This window comes from Pantoea sp. X-Soil-OKNW-556 (assembly GCF_059730695.1).
Window position 1 is genome coordinate 1,323,959 of the sequence record NZ_AP035990.1, and the last position, 17,341, is coordinate 1,341,299.

Annotated in this window: 16 protein-coding genes; 10 read left to right on the plus strand and 6 right to left on the minus strand. The window is 56.4% G+C overall.

The features are described 5' to 3' along the window. Positions 1 to 145: 145 nt before the first annotated feature. Both modF and modE read right to left on the minus strand, forming a co-directional pair. Positions 146 to 1,621, minus strand: a complete 1,476-nt coding sequence (gene modF / locus AC6I8T_RS06040; RefSeq protein ID WP_208725041.1) for a molybdate ABC transporter ATP-binding protein ModF — start codon at positions 1,619 to 1,621, stop codon at positions 146 to 148. Positions 1,622 to 1,697: 76 nt separating this feature from the next. Then, positions 1,698 to 2,480 carry a molybdenum-dependent transcriptional regulator gene (gene modE / locus AC6I8T_RS06045; RefSeq protein WP_021182443.1) on the minus strand — a complete coding sequence of 261 codons (783 nt, stop codon included), beginning with the start codon at positions 2,478 to 2,480 and terminating at the stop codon, positions 1,698 to 1,700. 118 nt (positions 2,481 to 2,598) lie between these two features. Here modE and AC6I8T_RS06050 point away from each other — a divergent pair, with 118 nt between their 5' ends. The 4 genes from AC6I8T_RS06050 (at position 2,599) to modC (ending at position 5,400) form a co-directional block, all read left to right on the plus strand. Beyond that, a complete protein-coding gene (locus tag AC6I8T_RS06050) occupies positions 2,599 to 2,754 on the plus strand; it encodes an AcrZ family multidrug efflux pump-associated protein (RefSeq protein WP_021182444.1) in 156 nt (51 codons plus the stop codon). 128 nt (positions 2,755 to 2,882) lie between these two features. After that, the gene (modA, locus tag AC6I8T_RS06055) at positions 2,883 to 3,656 is read left to right on the plus strand and encodes a molybdate ABC transporter substrate-binding protein (protein WP_415173812.1); all 774 of its coding nucleotides are present in this window, start codon (positions 2,883 to 2,885) and stop codon (positions 3,654 to 3,656) included. Continuing rightward, positions 3,653 to 4,342, plus strand: coding sequence for a molybdate ABC transporter permease subunit (modB, locus tag AC6I8T_RS06060; RefSeq protein WP_021182446.1), 690 nt, complete (start codon positions 3,653 to 3,655; stop codon positions 4,340 to 4,342). Before modA ends, modB begins: the two co-directional genes overlap by 4 nt. Then, the gene (gene modC / locus AC6I8T_RS06065; RefSeq protein ID WP_021182447.1) at positions 4,342 to 5,400 is read left to right on the plus strand and encodes a molybdenum ABC transporter ATP-binding protein ModC; all 1,059 of its coding nucleotides are present in this window, start codon (positions 4,342 to 4,344) and stop codon (positions 5,398 to 5,400) included. The genes modB and modC overlap by 1 nt, the downstream gene beginning before the upstream one ends. A gap of 40 nt (positions 5,401 to 5,440) precedes the next feature. Here modC and AC6I8T_RS06070 read toward each other — a convergent pair whose 3' ends face one another. After that, positions 5,441 to 6,259, minus strand: a complete 819-nt coding sequence (locus AC6I8T_RS06070; protein ID WP_208725043.1) for a pyridoxal phosphatase — start codon at positions 6,257 to 6,259, stop codon at positions 5,441 to 5,443. Positions 6,260 to 6,403: 144 nt separating this feature from the next. Here AC6I8T_RS06070 and pgl point away from each other — a divergent pair, with 144 nt between their 5' ends. Further along, positions 6,404 to 7,402, plus strand: coding sequence for a 6-phosphogluconolactonase (gene pgl / locus AC6I8T_RS06075; RefSeq protein WP_497832008.1), 999 nt, complete (start codon positions 6,404 to 6,406; stop codon positions 7,400 to 7,402). 89 nt (positions 7,403 to 7,491) lie between these two features. On the opposite strand, the gene bioA is transcribed toward pgl, so the two are convergent. Next, entirely contained in the window at positions 7,492 to 8,784 is a 1,293-nt protein-coding gene (gene bioA, locus AC6I8T_RS06080; RefSeq protein WP_497833596.1) for an adenosylmethionine--8-amino-7-oxononanoate transaminase, read from the minus strand. A gap of 86 nt (positions 8,785 to 8,870) precedes the next feature. Here bioA and bioB point away from each other — a divergent pair, with 86 nt between their 5' ends. The 4 genes from bioB to bioD are packed head-to-tail and all read left to right on the plus strand — an operon-like array spanning position 8,871 to position 12,457. Then, on the plus strand, positions 8,871 to 9,902 hold the full coding sequence (gene bioB, locus AC6I8T_RS06085) for a biotin synthase BioB (RefSeq protein ID WP_021182451.1): 1,032 nt from the start codon (positions 8,871 to 8,873) through the stop codon (positions 9,900 to 9,902). Beyond that, positions 9,902 to 11,056: an 8-amino-7-oxononanoate synthase gene (gene bioF, locus AC6I8T_RS06090; RefSeq protein ID WP_208725046.1), complete on the plus strand. Its 1,155-nt coding sequence runs from the start codon at positions 9,902 to 9,904 to the stop codon at positions 11,054 to 11,056. Before bioB ends, bioF begins: the two co-directional genes overlap by 1 nt. Further along, entirely contained in the window at positions 11,037 to 11,792 is a 756-nt protein-coding gene (gene bioC, locus AC6I8T_RS06095; protein ID WP_497833597.1) for a malonyl-ACP O-methyltransferase BioC, read from the plus strand. The genes bioF and bioC overlap by 20 nt, the downstream gene beginning before the upstream one ends. Then, entirely contained in the window at positions 11,789 to 12,457 is a 669-nt protein-coding gene (gene bioD, locus AC6I8T_RS06100) for a dethiobiotin synthase (protein ID WP_021182454.1), read from the plus strand. Before bioC ends, bioD begins: the two co-directional genes overlap by 4 nt. Positions 12,458 to 12,542: 85 nt before the next feature. Here the strand turns inward: bioD and AC6I8T_RS06105 are convergent, their stop codons facing one another. After that, complete coding sequence (locus AC6I8T_RS06105; RefSeq protein ID WP_013508350.1) at positions 12,543 to 13,259, minus strand: ABC transporter ATP-binding protein; 717 nt, start codon at positions 13,257 to 13,259, stop codon at positions 12,543 to 12,545. An 895-nt stretch (positions 13,260 to 14,154) separates the two neighbouring features. Here AC6I8T_RS06105 and uvrB point away from each other — a divergent pair. After that, positions 14,155 to 16,176, plus strand: a complete 2,022-nt coding sequence (gene uvrB, locus AC6I8T_RS06110; protein WP_021182455.1) for an excinuclease ABC subunit UvrB — start codon at positions 14,155 to 14,157, stop codon at positions 16,174 to 16,176. Between the two features lie 71 nt (positions 16,177 to 16,247). Here the strand turns inward: uvrB and AC6I8T_RS06115 are convergent, their stop codons facing one another. Beyond that, positions 16,248 to 17,150 carry a gluconeogenesis factor YvcK family protein gene (locus tag AC6I8T_RS06115; protein WP_021182456.1) on the minus strand — a complete coding sequence of 301 codons (903 nt, stop codon included), beginning with the start codon at positions 17,148 to 17,150 and terminating at the stop codon, positions 16,248 to 16,250. Positions 17,151 to 17,341: the final 191 nt, after the last annotated feature.

Consider the following 17,341-nt stretch of genomic DNA (forward strand, 5'->3'; position numbering starts at 1 on the left):
TACACAAGGTGACGATTCTCATTTTGTGGGGTTATCAGGCGTGTTTGCCGAATATGTGGGCAATGAAATGGTAACGGTTACATTGATGGTGTGATGCGCGATAAATCACGCCGCTAGCGTAGCGGCGCGATTTATCGCGCGGGTTTTAACGCAGCTTTTCTTGCTGATACCCATAGTCACCGCCATCCTGCGCGACAAAGCTCAGGCGATGGGTGATGCACTGTGGCGCATCTTCGGCGTGGTGGGAAACAAACAACAACTGGGTACGACCTTCGCCAATCAGCACATCGACAAAGCGTCGCACCAGTTGACGGTTGATGGGATCCAGACCCTGCAACGGTTCATCCAGAATCAGCAGCGCCGGATGTTTCACCAACGCACGCGCAATCAGCACCAGCCGCTGCTGGCCCCAGGAGAGGCTATGGAAGGGCGCATCGGCCAGCGCGTTATCCATCCCCAGTAACGCCAGCCACTGACGCGCCAGCGATTTTTGCCGATCCGACACCGCCTGATACAGTCCGATGGAATCAAAGAAGCCGGAGAGGATCACAGTACGCACGTTGACGCTGACACGGTAATCAAGGTGCAGGCTGCTGCTGACGTAACCAATATGTTGTTTGATGTCCCAAATGGTTTCTCCGCTGCCGCGACGAATGCCGAACAGGGTTAAATCGTTGCTGTAGCCTTGCGGATGGTCACCGGTCACCAGGCTGAGCAGGGTGGATTTGCCTGCGCCATTGGGGCCGATAATCTGCCAGTGCTCACCGGGATTTACCTGCCAGCTCAGGCCGTTGATAATCGGCTTGTCGTTATATGACACCACGCCGTTACGCAGAATCACCCGTGGCGCATCCTCCGCCAGCGGGGGAATTTGATCGGGAGCATCGGCTTCCGGCAGCGCCATACCGGACAGTTTTTCACTGTGCGCCAGTTGGGCAACCAGCGCTTCAGCCAGAATCGCCTGACGTTGGCCGACGTGGGTGAGGGTGCACTCCGCCAGTACGCCTACCTGATCGACAAAGTCGGGAATATCGTCAAAGCGGTTCAGCACCAGAACCACGGTGTAGCCATGCTGATGCAGATCGCTCAGGGTTTGCGCCAGGCTGGCACGGGACGCCACATCCAGACCATCAAAAGGTTCATCGAGGATCAGCAGGTCCGGTTGCGCCATCAGCGCCTGGCACAGCAGGGTTTTACGCGTTTCGCCGGTCGAGAGATATTTAAAACGACGATCCAGCAGGTAGCTGATGCCAAACTGTAGCGCCAGCGCCTGACAGCGCGCGTCGTCTTTGACTTCATCCTGAATGATCTGCGCAGCCGTGCGACCGGTGTCATCCTCGCCTTCGCTGAGCATGTCGGTGTTGTTGCGTTCCCACTCTTCGGTCACCAGCTTTTGCAGCTGTTCGAGTGATAAGCGGGTCGGACGTTGAAAGCTATGCGTGACGCTGCCTTTACCCGGCGGCAATTCACCGGACAACGCGCGGGCCAGTGAGGATTTGCCGCTACCGTTGGCACCGACAAACGCCCAGCTCTCTCCGCTGTTAAGCGTTAAATCATTGAGGGACAGTACTCGGGTGTCGCTAAGACGAAACGTGCCTTGCGAAATTTGCAATGAAGCCATGATTTGTTCCATTTTATGCATCGTGTCACTCAGTTGTAGCGACCGCTGTCGGTGAAGTCAAATCATGGCCGGGATTTCAGAGCAGTGTGGCGATGATGGCGTGTTCCGCATTAAAACTGGCGGTGACGTTGTCGCCAGGTTGCAGATTCTGCTGCGTCACTGCGCTATTCGGCAGCGTGGCACACAGGGTTTCTCCACCAGGTAGCGCCATCAACACCTCGCTCACCTGTTCACCGGGTTCAATGGTGGTTATCTGCACCGGCAGCTGATTATCCCCGTGGCTGGCTGTGCGGCTGACTTGAATCCACGGTGCTTTGATCAGCACCAGCACCTCTTTGCCGCTTTCCAGTTGCAAACGTTCGGCACTGCGCTGGGTCAGCGCCACCTGCAAGCGGGTTACGCCATCGCTTAACAACACCTCAAGATGCTGCACTACCTGCTGATTATCACGCGCCAGTACCGTGCCGTACAGTTGGTTGCGTGCGCTGGTTTGCAGCGAGAAACGCGCAATCGCCGCCAGCAGGCTATCGAGCGGCAGGGTGTCGTTTTGCAGCACATCAAAGGCTTTCTGCTGGATCTGCTCCATCAACTGGAACAGCTGGATCAGGCGCTCACCGTAACGTGTCAGTTGCGCACCGCCACCTCCTTTGCCGCCGGTGGCGCGTTCCACCAGGGTTTGATCTGCCATCCCGTTCATGTCGTTGATGGCATCCCAGGCGCTTTTGTAACTGATACCCGCCAGTTTTGCTCCCTGGCTGATGGAGCCGGTCTCCTTAATCCGCTTCAGAAGTTCGATGCGGCGCGGATCGGCAAACAACTTCTGCTGTAGGCGAATATGGAGAGAGAGTTCAGCTTGCATGTCAGCTCCTTAAGTTAGTGGCACCAATTGTATGCGCTAAAGTAAAAGCACGAAAAGGGCATGGCAGTTTATTCTCAAGCCGTTACAATCACTTTTTTATCATTTTCGTGAGGTTTCCATGCTGGAACTGCTAAAAAGCCTGGCCGTGGCCATCATTATGGTGCCAATTGTTATGGCTATCATGCTGGGTTTAATTTACGGCTTGGGTGAAGTCTTCAACGTCATCTCGAAATTTGGCCGCCGCGACGATCGCCCCGCCAACAACTCACATTGATTTTTCAACGCCCGCATCTTGCGGGCGTTTTGCTCTTAACTTCCGCCAAATCCTGCCGATATAAACTTCATGACAGCATCGAAGCCAGCGTTGTAGTATTCAGTATATAACGTAACAAGGAGCTAAAAATGCTATCAAAACATTACCGCTGGGGTGCCGCTGCCGTTCTGACTTTTTCACTGGCCGGACAGGCACTGGCTGCTGAGAAAATTACCGTGTTTGCAGCGGCCTCACTGACCAACGCGTTGCAGGATATCGCCACGCAGTATCAGAAAAAAACCGGTGTCGAAGTGGTGTCGTCCTTTGCGTCGTCGTCGGTACTGGCGCGCCAGATTGAGCAGGGTGCACCGGCAGATCTGTTTATCTCTGCTGACCAGCAGTGGATGGACGATGCGGTGGCGAAAAAAAGCGTCATCGATAACACGCGTTTAACCCTGTTGGGTAACGATTTGGTGTTGGTGGCACCGCGCAGCGACAGCGCTAAAGCCGTGACCATCAATGCGCAAACCGACTGGAAAAGCCTGCTGAAGGGCCAGCGTCTGGCGGTGGGCGACCCGGATCATGTTCCTGCCGGGATCTACGCAAAAGAAGCGTTACAGAAACTGGGCGCGTGGGATACGTTAGTGCCGGTACTGGCCCCGGCCAACAACGTGCGTGCTGCGCTGGCGCTGGTGGAACGTAATGAAGCGCCTTACGGCATTGTTTACGGTTCCGATGCGGTAGCCAGCCAAAAAGTGCAGGTAGTGGGGCGTTTCCCGGAAGATAGCCATAAGCCGGTCGAATATCCGATGGCGATCGTCAAAGAACATCAGCGTGCGCCGGTAGAAGCCTTCTTCAAGTATTTGCAGGGGCCGGAAGCCGCCGCAGTGTTTAAACAGTATGGATTTACGCCGAAGAAATGATATTGAGTGATCCCGAATGGCAGGCGGTGTTTCTCAGCCTGAAAGTCTCCACTGTGGCGGTGTTGTGTAGCCTGCCGTTGGGCATCCTGATGGCCTGGATTCTGGCGCGTTGCCAGTTTCCGGGCAAAACCCTGCTCGATAGTGTTATCCATCTACCGCTGGTGCTACCGCCGGTGGTGGTCGGTTATTTGCTGCTGATTGCCCTCGGGCGGCGTGGCTTTATCGGTGCCTGGTTATATGACTGGTTTGGTTTCAGCTTTGCTTTTAGCTGGCGTGGCGCGGTGGTGGCGGCGGCGGTGATCGCTTTCCCGTTAATGGTGCGAGCCATTCGCCTGGCGCTGGAAGCGGTAGATACCAAACTGGAACAGGCGGCACGCACCCTCGGCGCAGGACGCTGGCGCGTGTTCTTTACCATTACCTTACCCCTGACCTTTCCCGGCATCATTGTCGGTACGGTGCTGGCTTTTGCCCGTTCGCTGGGTGAGTTTGGTGCCACCATCACCTTCGTGTCGAATATACCTGGTGAAACCCGCACCATTCCGTCAGCGATGTTTACCCTGATTGAAACACCGGGGGCGGAAAATGCCGCCGCGCGCTTGTGTGCGGTGGCGATTGTGCTGGCGTTGCTGTCGCTGGTGGCGTCGGAACTGCTGGCCCGCTGGGGCCGTAAGCGGCTGGGGGTTTAATGCTGACACTGAACTTTTCCCAGCAGTTGGGCACCCACCAGTTAGATGTGGACGTGGAGATCCCCGGCAAAGGGATCACCGCAATTTTTGGCGTTTCTGGCGCGGGCAAAACCTCGTTGATCAACGCGATTGGCGGGTTAACTCAGCCGCAGCAGGGGCAGATTAAACTGGATGAACGGCTGTTGTTTGATGCCGCCACCGGACTGAATTTACCGCCAGAGAAACGCCGTATCGGTTATGTGTTTCAGGATGCTCGCCTGTTCCCGCATTACAGCGTGCGCGGCAATCTGCAATACGGTATGGCGGCTACCATGAAACCACAATTCGACAGCCTGGTGGCGTTATTGGGCCTCGACGCCTTGCTGCGTCGCGCGCCATCTTCTTTATCTGGCGGCGAGAAACAGCGGGTGGCGATTGGCCGCGCGCTGCTCACGGCACCGGATATTCTGTTGATGGATGAGCCGTTGGCCTCGCTGGATTTACCACGTAAACGTGAACTGATGCCTTACCTGCAAAAGCTGGCGAAACAGGTGGATATTCCGCTGTTGTACGTGTCGCACAGCCTCGACGAGATCCTGCAACTGGCGGATAACGTGCTGGTGCTGGATAGCGGTAAAGTCAAAGCCTTTGGCTCGCTGGAGAAGGTGTGGAGCAGTGCGGCGATGCGCCCGTGGCTACCGGCCAGCGATCGCACCAGCGTACTTCGCGTCCAGGTGCTGGAGCAGCATCCTGATTACCCGATGACAGCGCTGTCACTCGGCGATCAACATATCTGGGTCAGCCGGGTCAATCAGCCGCTGAAAACCGCGTTACGCATTCGTATCGCGTCAGCCGATGTGTCGCTGGCATTGCAACCGCCGCAAAACACCTCAATTCGTAACATCCTGCCCGCACAGGTGGTTGAATTGCTGGAGATTGACGATCAGGTAGAGGTTAAGCTGCGCATTGGCATCAGCGAGCTGTGGGCGCGTATTTCGCCTTGGGCGCGGGATGAGCTGGGCATTCGGCCGGATCAGTGGCTGTATGCCCAGATTAAAAGCGTGTCGATTACGCCCTGATGTCGGGAAATCCGTAGCGGCGCGATTTATCGCGCGGATTTTACAGAATTTCCTGGTAAATCACTTCGGCAATGCCCGGCTCCAGATTGGTGCCAATCACTTTGCCGGCGCGTGCTTTGATCGCGTCGTCGGCATTGCCCATCGCCACGCCCAGACCGACTTCTTCCAGCATACTGAGGTCGTTGTAGTTATCACCAAACGCCAGCACGTCTTTCATGCTTAATCCCTGGCTCTCCACCCACTGCGCAAGGCGTTTGCCTTTGCTGTTGCCGCGCTGGGCGATATCCACCTGATCGTGCCATGACCATTCACACGCCAGCCCCAGTTCGGCTTCGGTGCGCTCGGCAAATTGTTGCAGCGCGTGGGTATCGGCATGGGACAGGGCGAACTTCCAGATCGACTGTGCATCGTGCGCAGCCTGAACCAGGCTCGGCACATGGAGGAAGGTCGGACGTTGTGCCGCAGGCAGTGATTCCGCCCAGGTAAGGGTACGTGTCACATGGCCGGTCGGCTCCTGGTAAAGCATCGCGTCATCGACATACAGCAGGCCGTGAATCTGCTGTTCATCCAGCATCTCGATCACCCGCACCGCCTGAGATTTTTCCAGCGGATCGGAGGCCAGCACCTTTTTCGCCTGATAATCATACAAATAAGTACCGTTACAGCAGATAGCGGGTGTATCCAGTTGCAGTGCCTGATAAAAAGGATGGATGGCACAATGGTGGCGACCGGTAACAATCAGCACTTTGACGCCTGCCTGCTGCGCGCGGGCCAGGGCTTCAAGGGATTCAGGCAGAATGGTTTTACGCGGGGTCAACAGGGTGCCGTCAAGATCAAGGGCGATTACGCGGTAGCTCATTACTCTTTCCGTCTGGGTTACAAAGCAACCAGTCTACACCGGGTAACGCCTTTGAGACAAAAAGCAGGGCACAAATGATTCCTGCGCGGCAAAATGAAACGCGCTAGAGTGATACCCTTTCAGCAAGCCGAACAAGGAGAACGCATGAAACAAGTCGTGTATACCGCCAGCCCCGAGAGCCAGCAGATTCACGCCTGGCAGTTACAGGAAGATGGCGCGCTGACGTTATTACAGGTGACGGATGTGGCTGGTCAGGTGCAGCCGATGGTGGTCAGCCCGAAGAAAGATTTCCTCTATGTTGGCGTGCGTCCGAATTTTCGCGTGCTGGCATACCGTATTGCCGCGGATGGCACCCTGAGCGAAGCCGGAGAGGCACCGCTGCCGGGCAGCCCGACGCACATTTCTACCGATCGCCAGGGTAACTTCCTGTTCTGCGGTTCTTACAATGATGCCTGTGTCAGCATCAGCCCAATTGGTAGCGATGGTCTGCCGCAGGCTCCGAGCCAGGTGATCGGCGGGCTGGAAGGTTGTCACTCCGCCAATATTGATGTGAAAAACCAGACGCTGTTTGTGCCGGCGCTAAAGCAGGATCGTATTTGTTTGTTCCAGTTAGGCAACGATGGCAGCCTGACACCCGCCGCGCAAGCCCAGGTCACCACGGTTGAAGGCGCTGGCCCGCGTCATATGGCGTTTCACCCGAATGGCAACTATAGCTATTGCGTCAACGAACTGGACAGCAGCGTAGATGTCTGGGCGTTAAGCAATGCACACGGCGAAGTGGAGCGTGTGCAGAGCCTGAATATGATGCCTGCGGATTTCAGCGGCACCCGCTGGGCAGCGGATATCCATCTGACGCCGGATGGCCGTTTCCTGTATGCCTGCGATCGCACCAGCAGCACCATTACCGTATTCAGCGTCAGCGAAGATGGCGGCTTGTTGAACATCGAGGGCTTCCAGCCGACAGAGACGCAACCGCGTGGTTTTAATATCGACAACAGCGGGAAATATCTGGTGGCAGCCGGGCAGAAATCGCACCATATTGAGGTCTACAAAATCAGCGACGATCGCGGTCTGCTGACGCCGCTGGCGCGTTATGCCGTCGGACAAGGCCCAATGTGGGTGGTGATTCACCCACTGGGTTAAGTCATTACGCGATAAATCGCTAAAACCTTGCGCGATTAATCGCGCCGTTACGGGGGGAATGGTAGCGGTGCGATGTATCGCGCTGTTTTTCACCCCTGAAAATGGTGCGAAAAATCCAGCGCATCGCGTACGGCGTCGGTCAACTTCGTCAGCTCCGCCGCCGTGATCACATAGGGTGGCATCAGGTAGATCAACCGCCCAAACGGACGGATCCACACCCCGCGCTCGACAAAGAACTGTTGCAGGGCTGCCATATCCACTGCCCGACGAGTCTCAATCACACCAATCGCCCCCAGAACGCGTGCATCCGCTACGGCCGGATGGTCAGCTAACGGCAGCAATGCCGCGCGTAGCTGCTGCTCAATCTGTGCCACCTGCGCCGACCAGTGACCTTCGTTCACCATCTTCAGGCTTTCCACCGCGACCGCGCACGCCAGCGGATTACCCATAAAGGTTGGGCCATGCATAAAGCAGCCGGCGGCGCTGTTGCTGATGGTATCGGCCACTGCGCGAGTGGTAAGGGTGGCGGAGAGCGTCATAGTGCCGCCCGTCAGGGCTTTGCCCAGACATAAAATATCCGGCACGATCCCGGCATGTTCGCAGGCGAACAACTTGCCGCTGCGGCCAAAGCCGGTGGCAATCTCGTCGGCAATTAGCAACAAACCGTAGCGATCGCACAGCTCACGCACCCGTTGCAGATAACGCGGATGATAAAAACGCATCCCCCCTGCGCCCTGCACAATGGGCTCCAGGATCACTGCGGCAATCTGCCGGTGATGTTGCTCCGCCAGACGGGCAAAATCGGCGAAATCAGCGTCATCCCACGCATCATCAAACCCTCGCTCCGGTGCGGCCGCGAACAGGTGTTCCGGCAGATAACCGCGCCACAAGCTGTGCATCGAGTTTTGCGGATCGCACACCGACATCGCGGCGAACGTGTCGCCGTGATAACCGCGTTTCAGGGTGAGAAATTTTTGCCGGGTTTCACCCCGTCCCAACCAGTATTGCAGCGCCATTTTCATCGCCACTTCGACGGCGATCGACCCCGAATCGGCGAGGAACACACATTCCAGGGGGGCTGGCGTCATCGCCACCAACTGACGGCACAGCGCCACCGCAGCCGGGTGGGTGATGCCACCAAACATCACATGCGACATCTGCGCCAGTTGGTCCTGCAAAGCCTGATTAAGACGTGGATGGTTATAACCGTGGATCGCCGCCCACCATGACGACATGCCATCCACTAATTCACGTCCATCCGCCAGTTGCAACTGGCAGCCATGCGCCGCGACGACCGGGTAGCAGGGCAGGGGATCACGCATTGAGGTGTAGGGATGCCAGATATGCTGGCGGTCGAAATTGAGATCGTCCTGAGTGAACATGGGTATTGTAAACCAAAAATAAAAAATATAGTTTACAAGTATAACCACGTTAATCGTCAGGATGAACCCTTTTCTGGAGTGAAGCAATGGCACATCGCTGGACACTGGCACAAGCCCAGGCACTATTCGATAAACCTTTCCTTGAGCTGATGTTTGAGGCGCAGCAGGTACATCGCCAACATTTCGACCCGCGTCAGGTGCAGGTCAGTACCCTGCTGTCGATCAAAACCGGCGCCTGCCCGGAAGATTGTAAATATTGCCCGCAGAGCGCGCGCTACAAAACCGGGCTGGAATCGGAACGTCTGATGGAGGTGGAAGCGGTGCTGGAATCGGCGCGCAAAGCCAAAGCTGCCGGTTCGAGCCGTTTCTGTATGGGGGCGGCGTGGAAAAACCCGCACGATCGTGACATGCCTTACCTGGAGCAGATGGTGCAGGGCGTGAAAGCGATGGGGATGGAAACCTGTATGACCCTCGGCACCCTCAACGACACCCAGGCGCAGCGCCTGGCGCATGCCGGTCTGGATTTTTACAACCATAACCTCGATACCTCGCCGGAATTCTACGGCAACATCATCACCACGCGCAGCTACCAGGAACGCCTCGATACCCTCGACAAAGTGCGTGGTGCGGGCATTAAGGTGTGTTCGGGCGGTATCGTCGGCCTGGGCGAAACGGTAAAAGATCGTGCCGGTCTGCTGGTGCAACTGGCGAACCTGCCGACACCGCCGGAAAGCGTGCCGATCAACATGCTGGTGAAAGTTAAAGGCACGCCGCTGGCGGATAACGACGATGTCGAGCCGTTCGATTTTATCCGAACCATTGCGGTGGCCCGTATCATGATGCCGTCTTCTCATGTCCGCCTTTCTGCCGGTCGTGAGCAGATGAGCGAACAGACCCAGGCGATGTGTTTTATGGCCGGGGCAAACTCGATTTTCTACGGCTGCAAGCTGCTGACCACGCCGAACCCGGAAGAAGACAAGGATTTGATTCTGTTCCGTAAACTGGGACTCAACCCGGAGCATACCGCCACCACCGCCGGTGATAACGAACAGCAATATCAGTTGAGTGAACAGCTGTTGCATGCCGATACCGCGCAGTTTTACAACGCGGCGGTGTAATGAGCTGGTCGCAACGCATCGAACAGGCGCTGGCGGCGCGGCGTGCCGCCGACGGCTGGCGTCAGCGTATCCGCGTGGAACACAACAACGTGCGCGAGCTGACCGTCGCCGGGCAACGCTATCGCCACTTTTCCAGCAACGATTATCTTGGCCTGAGTCAGCATCCGGCAGTGATTGCCGCCTGGCAACAGGGGGCCGCTGAGGCCGGGGCTGGCGCGGGTGCATCGGGACATGTGACCGGTTTCAGCCGTTATCATGCGCAACTGGAAGAACAACTGGCCGACTGGCTGGGTTATCGCCGTGCGCTGCTGTTTATCTCGGGTTTCGCCGCCAATCAGGCGGTGATCCATCTGCTGGCGGAAAAGTCGGATCGGATTGTGGCCGACAAGCTGGCGCACGCCTCGTTACTGGATGCTGCCAGCCACAGCCCGGCCACGCTGCGCCGTTTTGCCCACAATCAGCCCGCCAGCCTGGCAAAGCTGTTGGCAACGCCGGTGGAGGGTAACACCCTGGTGGTCACCGAAGGCGTCTTCAGCATGGATGGCGACAGCGCACCGCTGGCGCAGCTGGCTGCTGAAACGCAACGCGCCAACGGCTGGCTGCTGGTCGATGATGCACATGGTATTGGCGTGACCGGTGAGCAAGGTCGTGGTAGCTGCTGGCAGCAGCAGGTGAAGCCAGAATTACTGATCGTCACCTTCGGCAAAGGCTTTGGCGTCAGCGGTGCCGCTTTGTTGTGCGATGACGCGACCGCCGATTATGTGGAACAGTTTGCCCGCCATTTGATCTACTCGACCGCCATGCCGCCCGCGCAGTGCTTCGCGCTGCTGGCGGCGTTACAGCAAATTCAGCAGGGCGATGAATTGCGTGCGCAGTTGCACGCCAATATCGCGCGTTTTCGCGCTGGAGCGGCAGACCTCCCCTGGCAGTTGATGCCATCGGCCAGCGCCATCCAGCCGTTGGTGGTCGGTGAGAACAGTGCTGCGCTGGCGTTATCACAGCGGTTGAAGGCGGCGGGCTGCTGGGTCAGCGCCATTCGTCCCCCGACGGTGCCACCGGGCACAGCACGCCTTCGCATCACCCTGACCGCCGCACATGGTTTTGACGATATCGATCGTCTGCTGGAGGCGCTGTATGACGCTGCACATCAATAAACAGGCGATTGCTCAGGCGTTTGGTCGGGCGGCACAACATTATGAGCAGCATGCCGAGTTGCAACGCCAGAGTGGTGATGCCCTGCTGGCGCTGGCACCGGCCGGATTTGGCCCGCACCTGCTGGATGCCGGATGTGGCACCGGTTGGTACAGCCGCTACTGGCGCGATCGTGGACGTACCCTGACTGCGCTTGACCTGTCACCAACCATGCTGAATAGCGCGGCCCGGCAACACTCGGCACATCATTATGTGCAGGGCGATATTGATGCTCTGCCGCTGCCGGATGCCTGCGTTGATGGCGTGTGGAGCAACCTCGCGGTGCAATGGAGTAGCGATCTGCGCACTGCTTTGCAGCAATTTCTGCGCGTGACTCGCCCCGGCGGCAGCGTGCTGTTTTCCACTTTGCTGGCCGGTTCGCTCAATGAGGTTCATCAGGCGTGGGCGCAGTTGGATGGACGTCAGCACGCCAACCGTTTTCTCAGCGCGGCGCAAATCGCCGCCGCGACCGATGGCATGGCGCTGCACAGCACGCTGCAAACCATCACCTTACATTTTCCCAGCGCGCTCAACGCGATGCGTTCGCTGAAAGGCATTGGCGCAACCCATCTGCACGATGGACGCCAGGGCGGATTACTGACGCGGAGTCAGTTGGCCCGGCTGGAGCAGTGCTGGCCACAGGACGAGGCGGGTTATCGCCTGAGGTATAATCTGATGTATGGAGTCTTAACGGCATGAAACGCTGGTTTATTACAGGTACCGACACCGAAGTCGGCAAGACGGTAGCCAGTGGCGCGTTGCTACAGGCGGCGGGAGCTGCCGGATGGGTCACCGCAGGTTACAAGCCGGTGGCCTCGGGTTGTGAGCAAACTGCCGAAGGCATCCGCAACAGCGATGCGCTGGCGCTGCAACGCTACAGCTCGCTGGCGTTGCGTTATGAGCAGGTCAATCCGCTGGCTTTTCTTGAACCCACGTCACCGCATATCGTCAGTGCCGAAGAGGGCAGGCCAATCGATTTTGCCGGACTGTCTGCCGGGCTACGGGAGCTGGAGCAACAGGCAGAATGGGTATTGGTAGAAGGCGCGGGCGGATGGTTTACTCCGTTGTCGGCAACGCAAACCTATGCTGATTGGGTGGTGGCTGAGCAGTTGCCGGTGATCCTGGTGGTGGGTATCAAACTGGGTTGTATCAACCATGCGATGCTAACTGCCGCCGCCGTGCATGCGAGTGGCCTGCGCCTTGCAGGCTGGATCGCCAATACTATTCAACCGCCGGGTAAGCGGCATCAGGAATATCTGGCAACATTGCGTCAGCGTCTTGATGCGCCGTGTCTGGGCGAAATCCCGTATCTTACGGATGACGCGCAGCAGGATGACTGTGGCCGTTATCTGACATTGCCCTGAAGCGTAGCGGCGCGATTTATCGCGCAATTCCGCGCGTGGCTGGAAAAAACTGCGCGATAAATCGCGCCGCTACGGGCAGCTCATGTCAGGTTACCGTCAGCCATTTATTGATGGTGACATCGTCCAACTGGGCCACTTTTCCCTGCGCCACGTTGCGACCACGATGCAGCAGCAGAAAATAGTCAGCCACGCGGCGGATAAAGGAGACGTGTTGCTCCAGCAGCAGAATGGTCAGGCCGTAATCGCGGTTCAGGCGGCGAATCAGATTTCCCATCTCCTCTTCCAGCCACGGCGACATGCCTTCGGTAGGTTCATCAAGGATCAGCAATTTCGGTTGTAACACCAGCGCGCGCGCTAATGCCAACTGCTGCTGCTGATCCATCGGCAGTTCTCCGCTGCGCTGGTGGCGTAATGAATAGAGCGCCGGGAACAAATCGAACACCATTTCCGGAATGGCGCGACTGCGGTCGTCATGCGCCGCCATCAGCGCAATCAGCAGGTTATCTTCCACACTCATTTGCGAGAAAATATGGCGACCTTGCGGTACGTAGCCGATACCCATGCGCGCACGTTGCTCCGCCGGTTGCAGCAATAAATCTTCAGGGGGGGAGCCATCTTCCTGCCAGGTCATCGACCCGCTATTGATCGGCAACCGTCCCATAATGCAGTTGACCAGGGTGGTTTTACCCATCCCTGGGCTACCCAGCACGCCCGTGCAGGTGCCAGGGGGCAGATCGAGGTCCACATCCCACAGGATATGGTTTTGACCGTAAAACTGATTCACCGAACGTAAACTTAGCATCTGACATTCTCCTTCCAGATAATTAGCCTGAATGCTCCCGCTCTGTGTCGTCTGGCAAACAGTCAAACACGATTCATCATTGCCACTCTCACCATCAGTGAGTTGATGCGTATGCTTATGGAGAAACCTGCAATTCCCAGGCCAGTTTGCTGATGCCATGAAAAAAAGCAGCAGCAGCGAGGCAAAATCAGGAATTAAAGTTGAGCGATGCTTAACAATTGCTGGGGGTGATAAAACGGCTGCACTTTAGCGGTGCTGAATGCTTAACGTTTCTGGTGCATCTGTGCAGTAATAAGGCAGATCGCTCAGGAATAAGTGGCCTTATTTACTGGGAATTTCGGGCTTTCAGTGACGTCAGCACGGAAAAAGAATAGTTAATGCCACGCGGGCTGTGGGAAAAATAAACATAAAAAAATTTTTTTTCGCACGCCAGGAATAGGCTTAGAAAATTATGCACAGGCGATGGCGGCGGGGCTGCCGTCAGTTATCCACTATTCCTGTGGATAACCTTGTGCATTAGAGACTGAAAACAGAGCGCAAGCGAGGAAATACGCGGCCTGGATACATTATGCTGAGAAACTGGGCTTTTTACTGATTTATAAATAAATCAGTATGTTATTTAAAATCAAGCCTGAGATTTTTCTTGTTGGTCATACAACTGCAATTTTATGACGCTCTATTGACAAATGTTAAAAGCATCACCCATCTGGGGATAACCTTGCGCAACAAGGTTTTGCCAGATGCCGCATAAATTGCACTGAAGCGAGTCGTTGCTGCTCCCTGTTATCGTGCAGGATATCTGTAAATATATCCAGTATTTTTTTCTGGCAAATTCGCCATAGCGGAGTAGAATTAGCAGCCTGCCCGCCGATATCTCCTGCAGGAACGAAAAACCATGAGTAAAGCCTTCAAACTCAACTCCGAATTTAAACCCTCAGGGGATCAGCCTGAGGCGATTCGTCGTCTGGAAGAGGGGCTGGAAGACGGTCTGGCACACCAGACGCTGTTGGGGGTAACCGGTTCGGGTAAAACCTTTACCATCGCCAATGTGATCGCCGATCTCAACCGGCCAACTATGGTGCTGGCGCCTAACAAGACCCTTGCGGCACAGCTCTACGGAGAGATGAAGGAGTTCTTTCCGGACAACGCGGTGGAGTTCTTCGTCTCCTACTACGACTACTATCAGCCTGAAGCCTATGTGCCCAGCTCCGATACCTTTATCGAAAAGGATGCCTCGGTGAATGAGCACATCGAGCAGATGCGTCTGTCTGCCACCAAGGCGTTGCTGGAGCGACGTGACGTTATCGTGGTGGCGTCGGTGTCGGCCATCTACGGTCTGGGTGACCCTGATCTCTACCTGAAAATGATGCTGCACCTGACGCGTGGCATGATCATCGATCAGCGCAGCATTCTGCGTCGTCTGGCTGAGCTGCAATATACCCGTAATGATCAGGTTTTCCAGCGCGGCACCTTCCGCGTGCGCGGTGAAGTGATCGATATCTTCCCGGCGGAGTCCGATGAGATTGCGCTGCGTGTGGAGCTGTTTGATGAAGAAGTGGAGCGGTTGTCATTGTTTGACCCGCTGACCGGTCAGGTGGTTTCGGTGGTGCCGCGTTTTACCGTCTATCCGAAAACCCACTATGTCACGCCGCGCGAACGCATCCTGCAATCAATGGAAGAGATCAAAAAGGAACTGGTGGTGCGCCGTCAGGTCCTGCTGGAGAATAATAAGCTGCTGGAAGAGCAGCGCATTACCCAGCGTACCCAGTTTGACCTCGAAATGATGAACGAACTCGGCTACTGCTCGGGTATCGAGAACTATTCACGCTACCTGTCCGGACGTGGGCCAGGCGAGCCGCCTCCGACGCTGTTCGACTACTTACCGGCAGATGGTCTGCTGGTGGTGGATGAGTCCCATGTGACCATCCCGCAGATTGGCGGGATGTATCGCGGTGACCGCGCACGTAAAGAGACGCTGGTGGAGTATGGGTTCCGCCTGCCGTCGGCGCTGGACAACCGCCCGCTCCGCTTCGAAGAGTTTGAAGCGCTGGCACCGCAGACCATTTATGTTTCGGCAACGCCGGGTAATTACGAGCTGGAGAAATCCGGTGGTGAGGTGATTGATCAGGTGGTGCGTCCGACAGGGCTGCTCGATCCGATCCTCGAAGTACGTCCGGTGACCACCCAGGTGGATGACCTGCTGTCGGAGATCCGCAAACGCGTCGAGGTCAACGAACGTGTGCTGGTGACCACCCTGACTAAACGCATGGCGGAAGATCTCACCGAATATCTGGAGGAGCACGGCGAGAAGGTGCGTTATCTGCACTCAGACATCGATACGGTGGAGCGTATGGAGATCATCCGCGACCTGCGTCTGGGGGAATTTGATGTGCTGGTGGGGATCAACCTGTTGCGTGAAGGGCTGGATATGCCGGAAGTGTCGCTGGTGGCGATTCTCGATGCCGATAAAGAGGGCTTCCTGCGTTCGGAGCGTTCTCTGATTCAGACCATTGGCCGCGCCGCACGTAACATTAACGGTAAAGCGATTCTTTACGCAGATAAGATCACCAACTCAATGGCACGCGCCATCGAGGAGACCGAGCGACGTCGTGAGAAGCAGGAGCGGTATAACGAAGCCAACGGCATCGTGCCGCAGGGACTGAACAAAAAAATCACCGATATTCTGGAGCTGGGCAAAAACGTGGTCAAAACCCGTGGCAAGGGCAAAACCGCCACGCGCAGCGCCGCTGAAGCCGAAGCCAGCTATCTGGCGCTCACCCCGCAGGCGATGCAGAAGAAGATTCACGAGCTGGAAGGACAGATGCAACAACACGCGCAGAATCTGGAGTTTGAAGAAGCGGCACGGGTGCGTGATCAGTTGCACGAACTGCGCGAGCTGTTTATCGCTGCGTCCTAATGCGCGATAAATCGCGCCGCTACGACTCTCAGCGCGGGTGAGTCGTGGCGGCGTGTTTATCACGCCTTGTTTCAAAATGCCTGGATGGCATGCTCCAGCGCCAGGCGTAACAACTGGCGGTCATGGCGATATTTGATATCCGCCGCTTCCAGCGGTTCACGGACAATTAAGCGTCCTTCCACACCGCGAATATCCGCTGCCGGGCTGACCACCACCGCATCAATCACCCGTTTGCCTATCGCTTTTTCCATAATTACCAGCTTATCCGCGACGGTCAGGCGAGCGGCTGCCGGACTGAGTTCGCGCCCAAGATTACCGATAAACACCATAGTGGCGGGGGTACGACGCAGCGCACGCGCCATCTCTTCCATCAGCAGAATTGGCATCAGACTGGTATAAAAACTGCCGGGACCGATCAGAATCAAATCGGCTTCAGCAATCGCGTCCAGTGCTTCCCGGGTGGGCACCACATTCGGATGTAGCATCAATTCCTGCGGTGCTTGTTGCATCTCATCGACGGCCGTTTCGCCGTAAACCATATTGCCTTCGCTATCCTGCGCCACCAAATCCACGGGCTGCTCTGACATCGGAATCAAGAACGCATCCACTTTCAGCAGATTACGAATGATATTGATCGCTTCCAGTGGCCGCACGCTGAGATGGTCGAGCGCTTTCAGGATCAGGTTGCCAAGATTGTGGCCGGCCAGTTCGCCGTTGCCGGTGAAACGATATTCGAACATGGCGGAACCGACGCTCGGTTCTGTGATCAACTGGTTGATACAGTTGCGCATATCGCCCCAGGCGATGCCGCCTTCTGAACGGCGGATGCGTCCGGTAGACCCACCGTTGTCGGTGGTAGTCACAATACCGGTCAGGCGTGAGCCGAGCGGAGCCAGCGAGGACATCACGCGACCAAGGCCGTGTCCACCGCCCAGCGCCACCACGCGATCCAAATCTGCCAGGGTACGATTCATGTTGCTCCTTATCGCTGACGCTCACCCGTTGAGCATCAGTTAAACTGATATGTATCAAAATCTGTCGGTTATTTTAACGTATCCTGTCGCGAAAATGCGGTGAAAAAACGTTATGTATCAATATATATAGCGAAAATCCGCGATGGAAGCGAATAACAAATCGCGCTAACATTCGGGCAACCGTGTTGTTC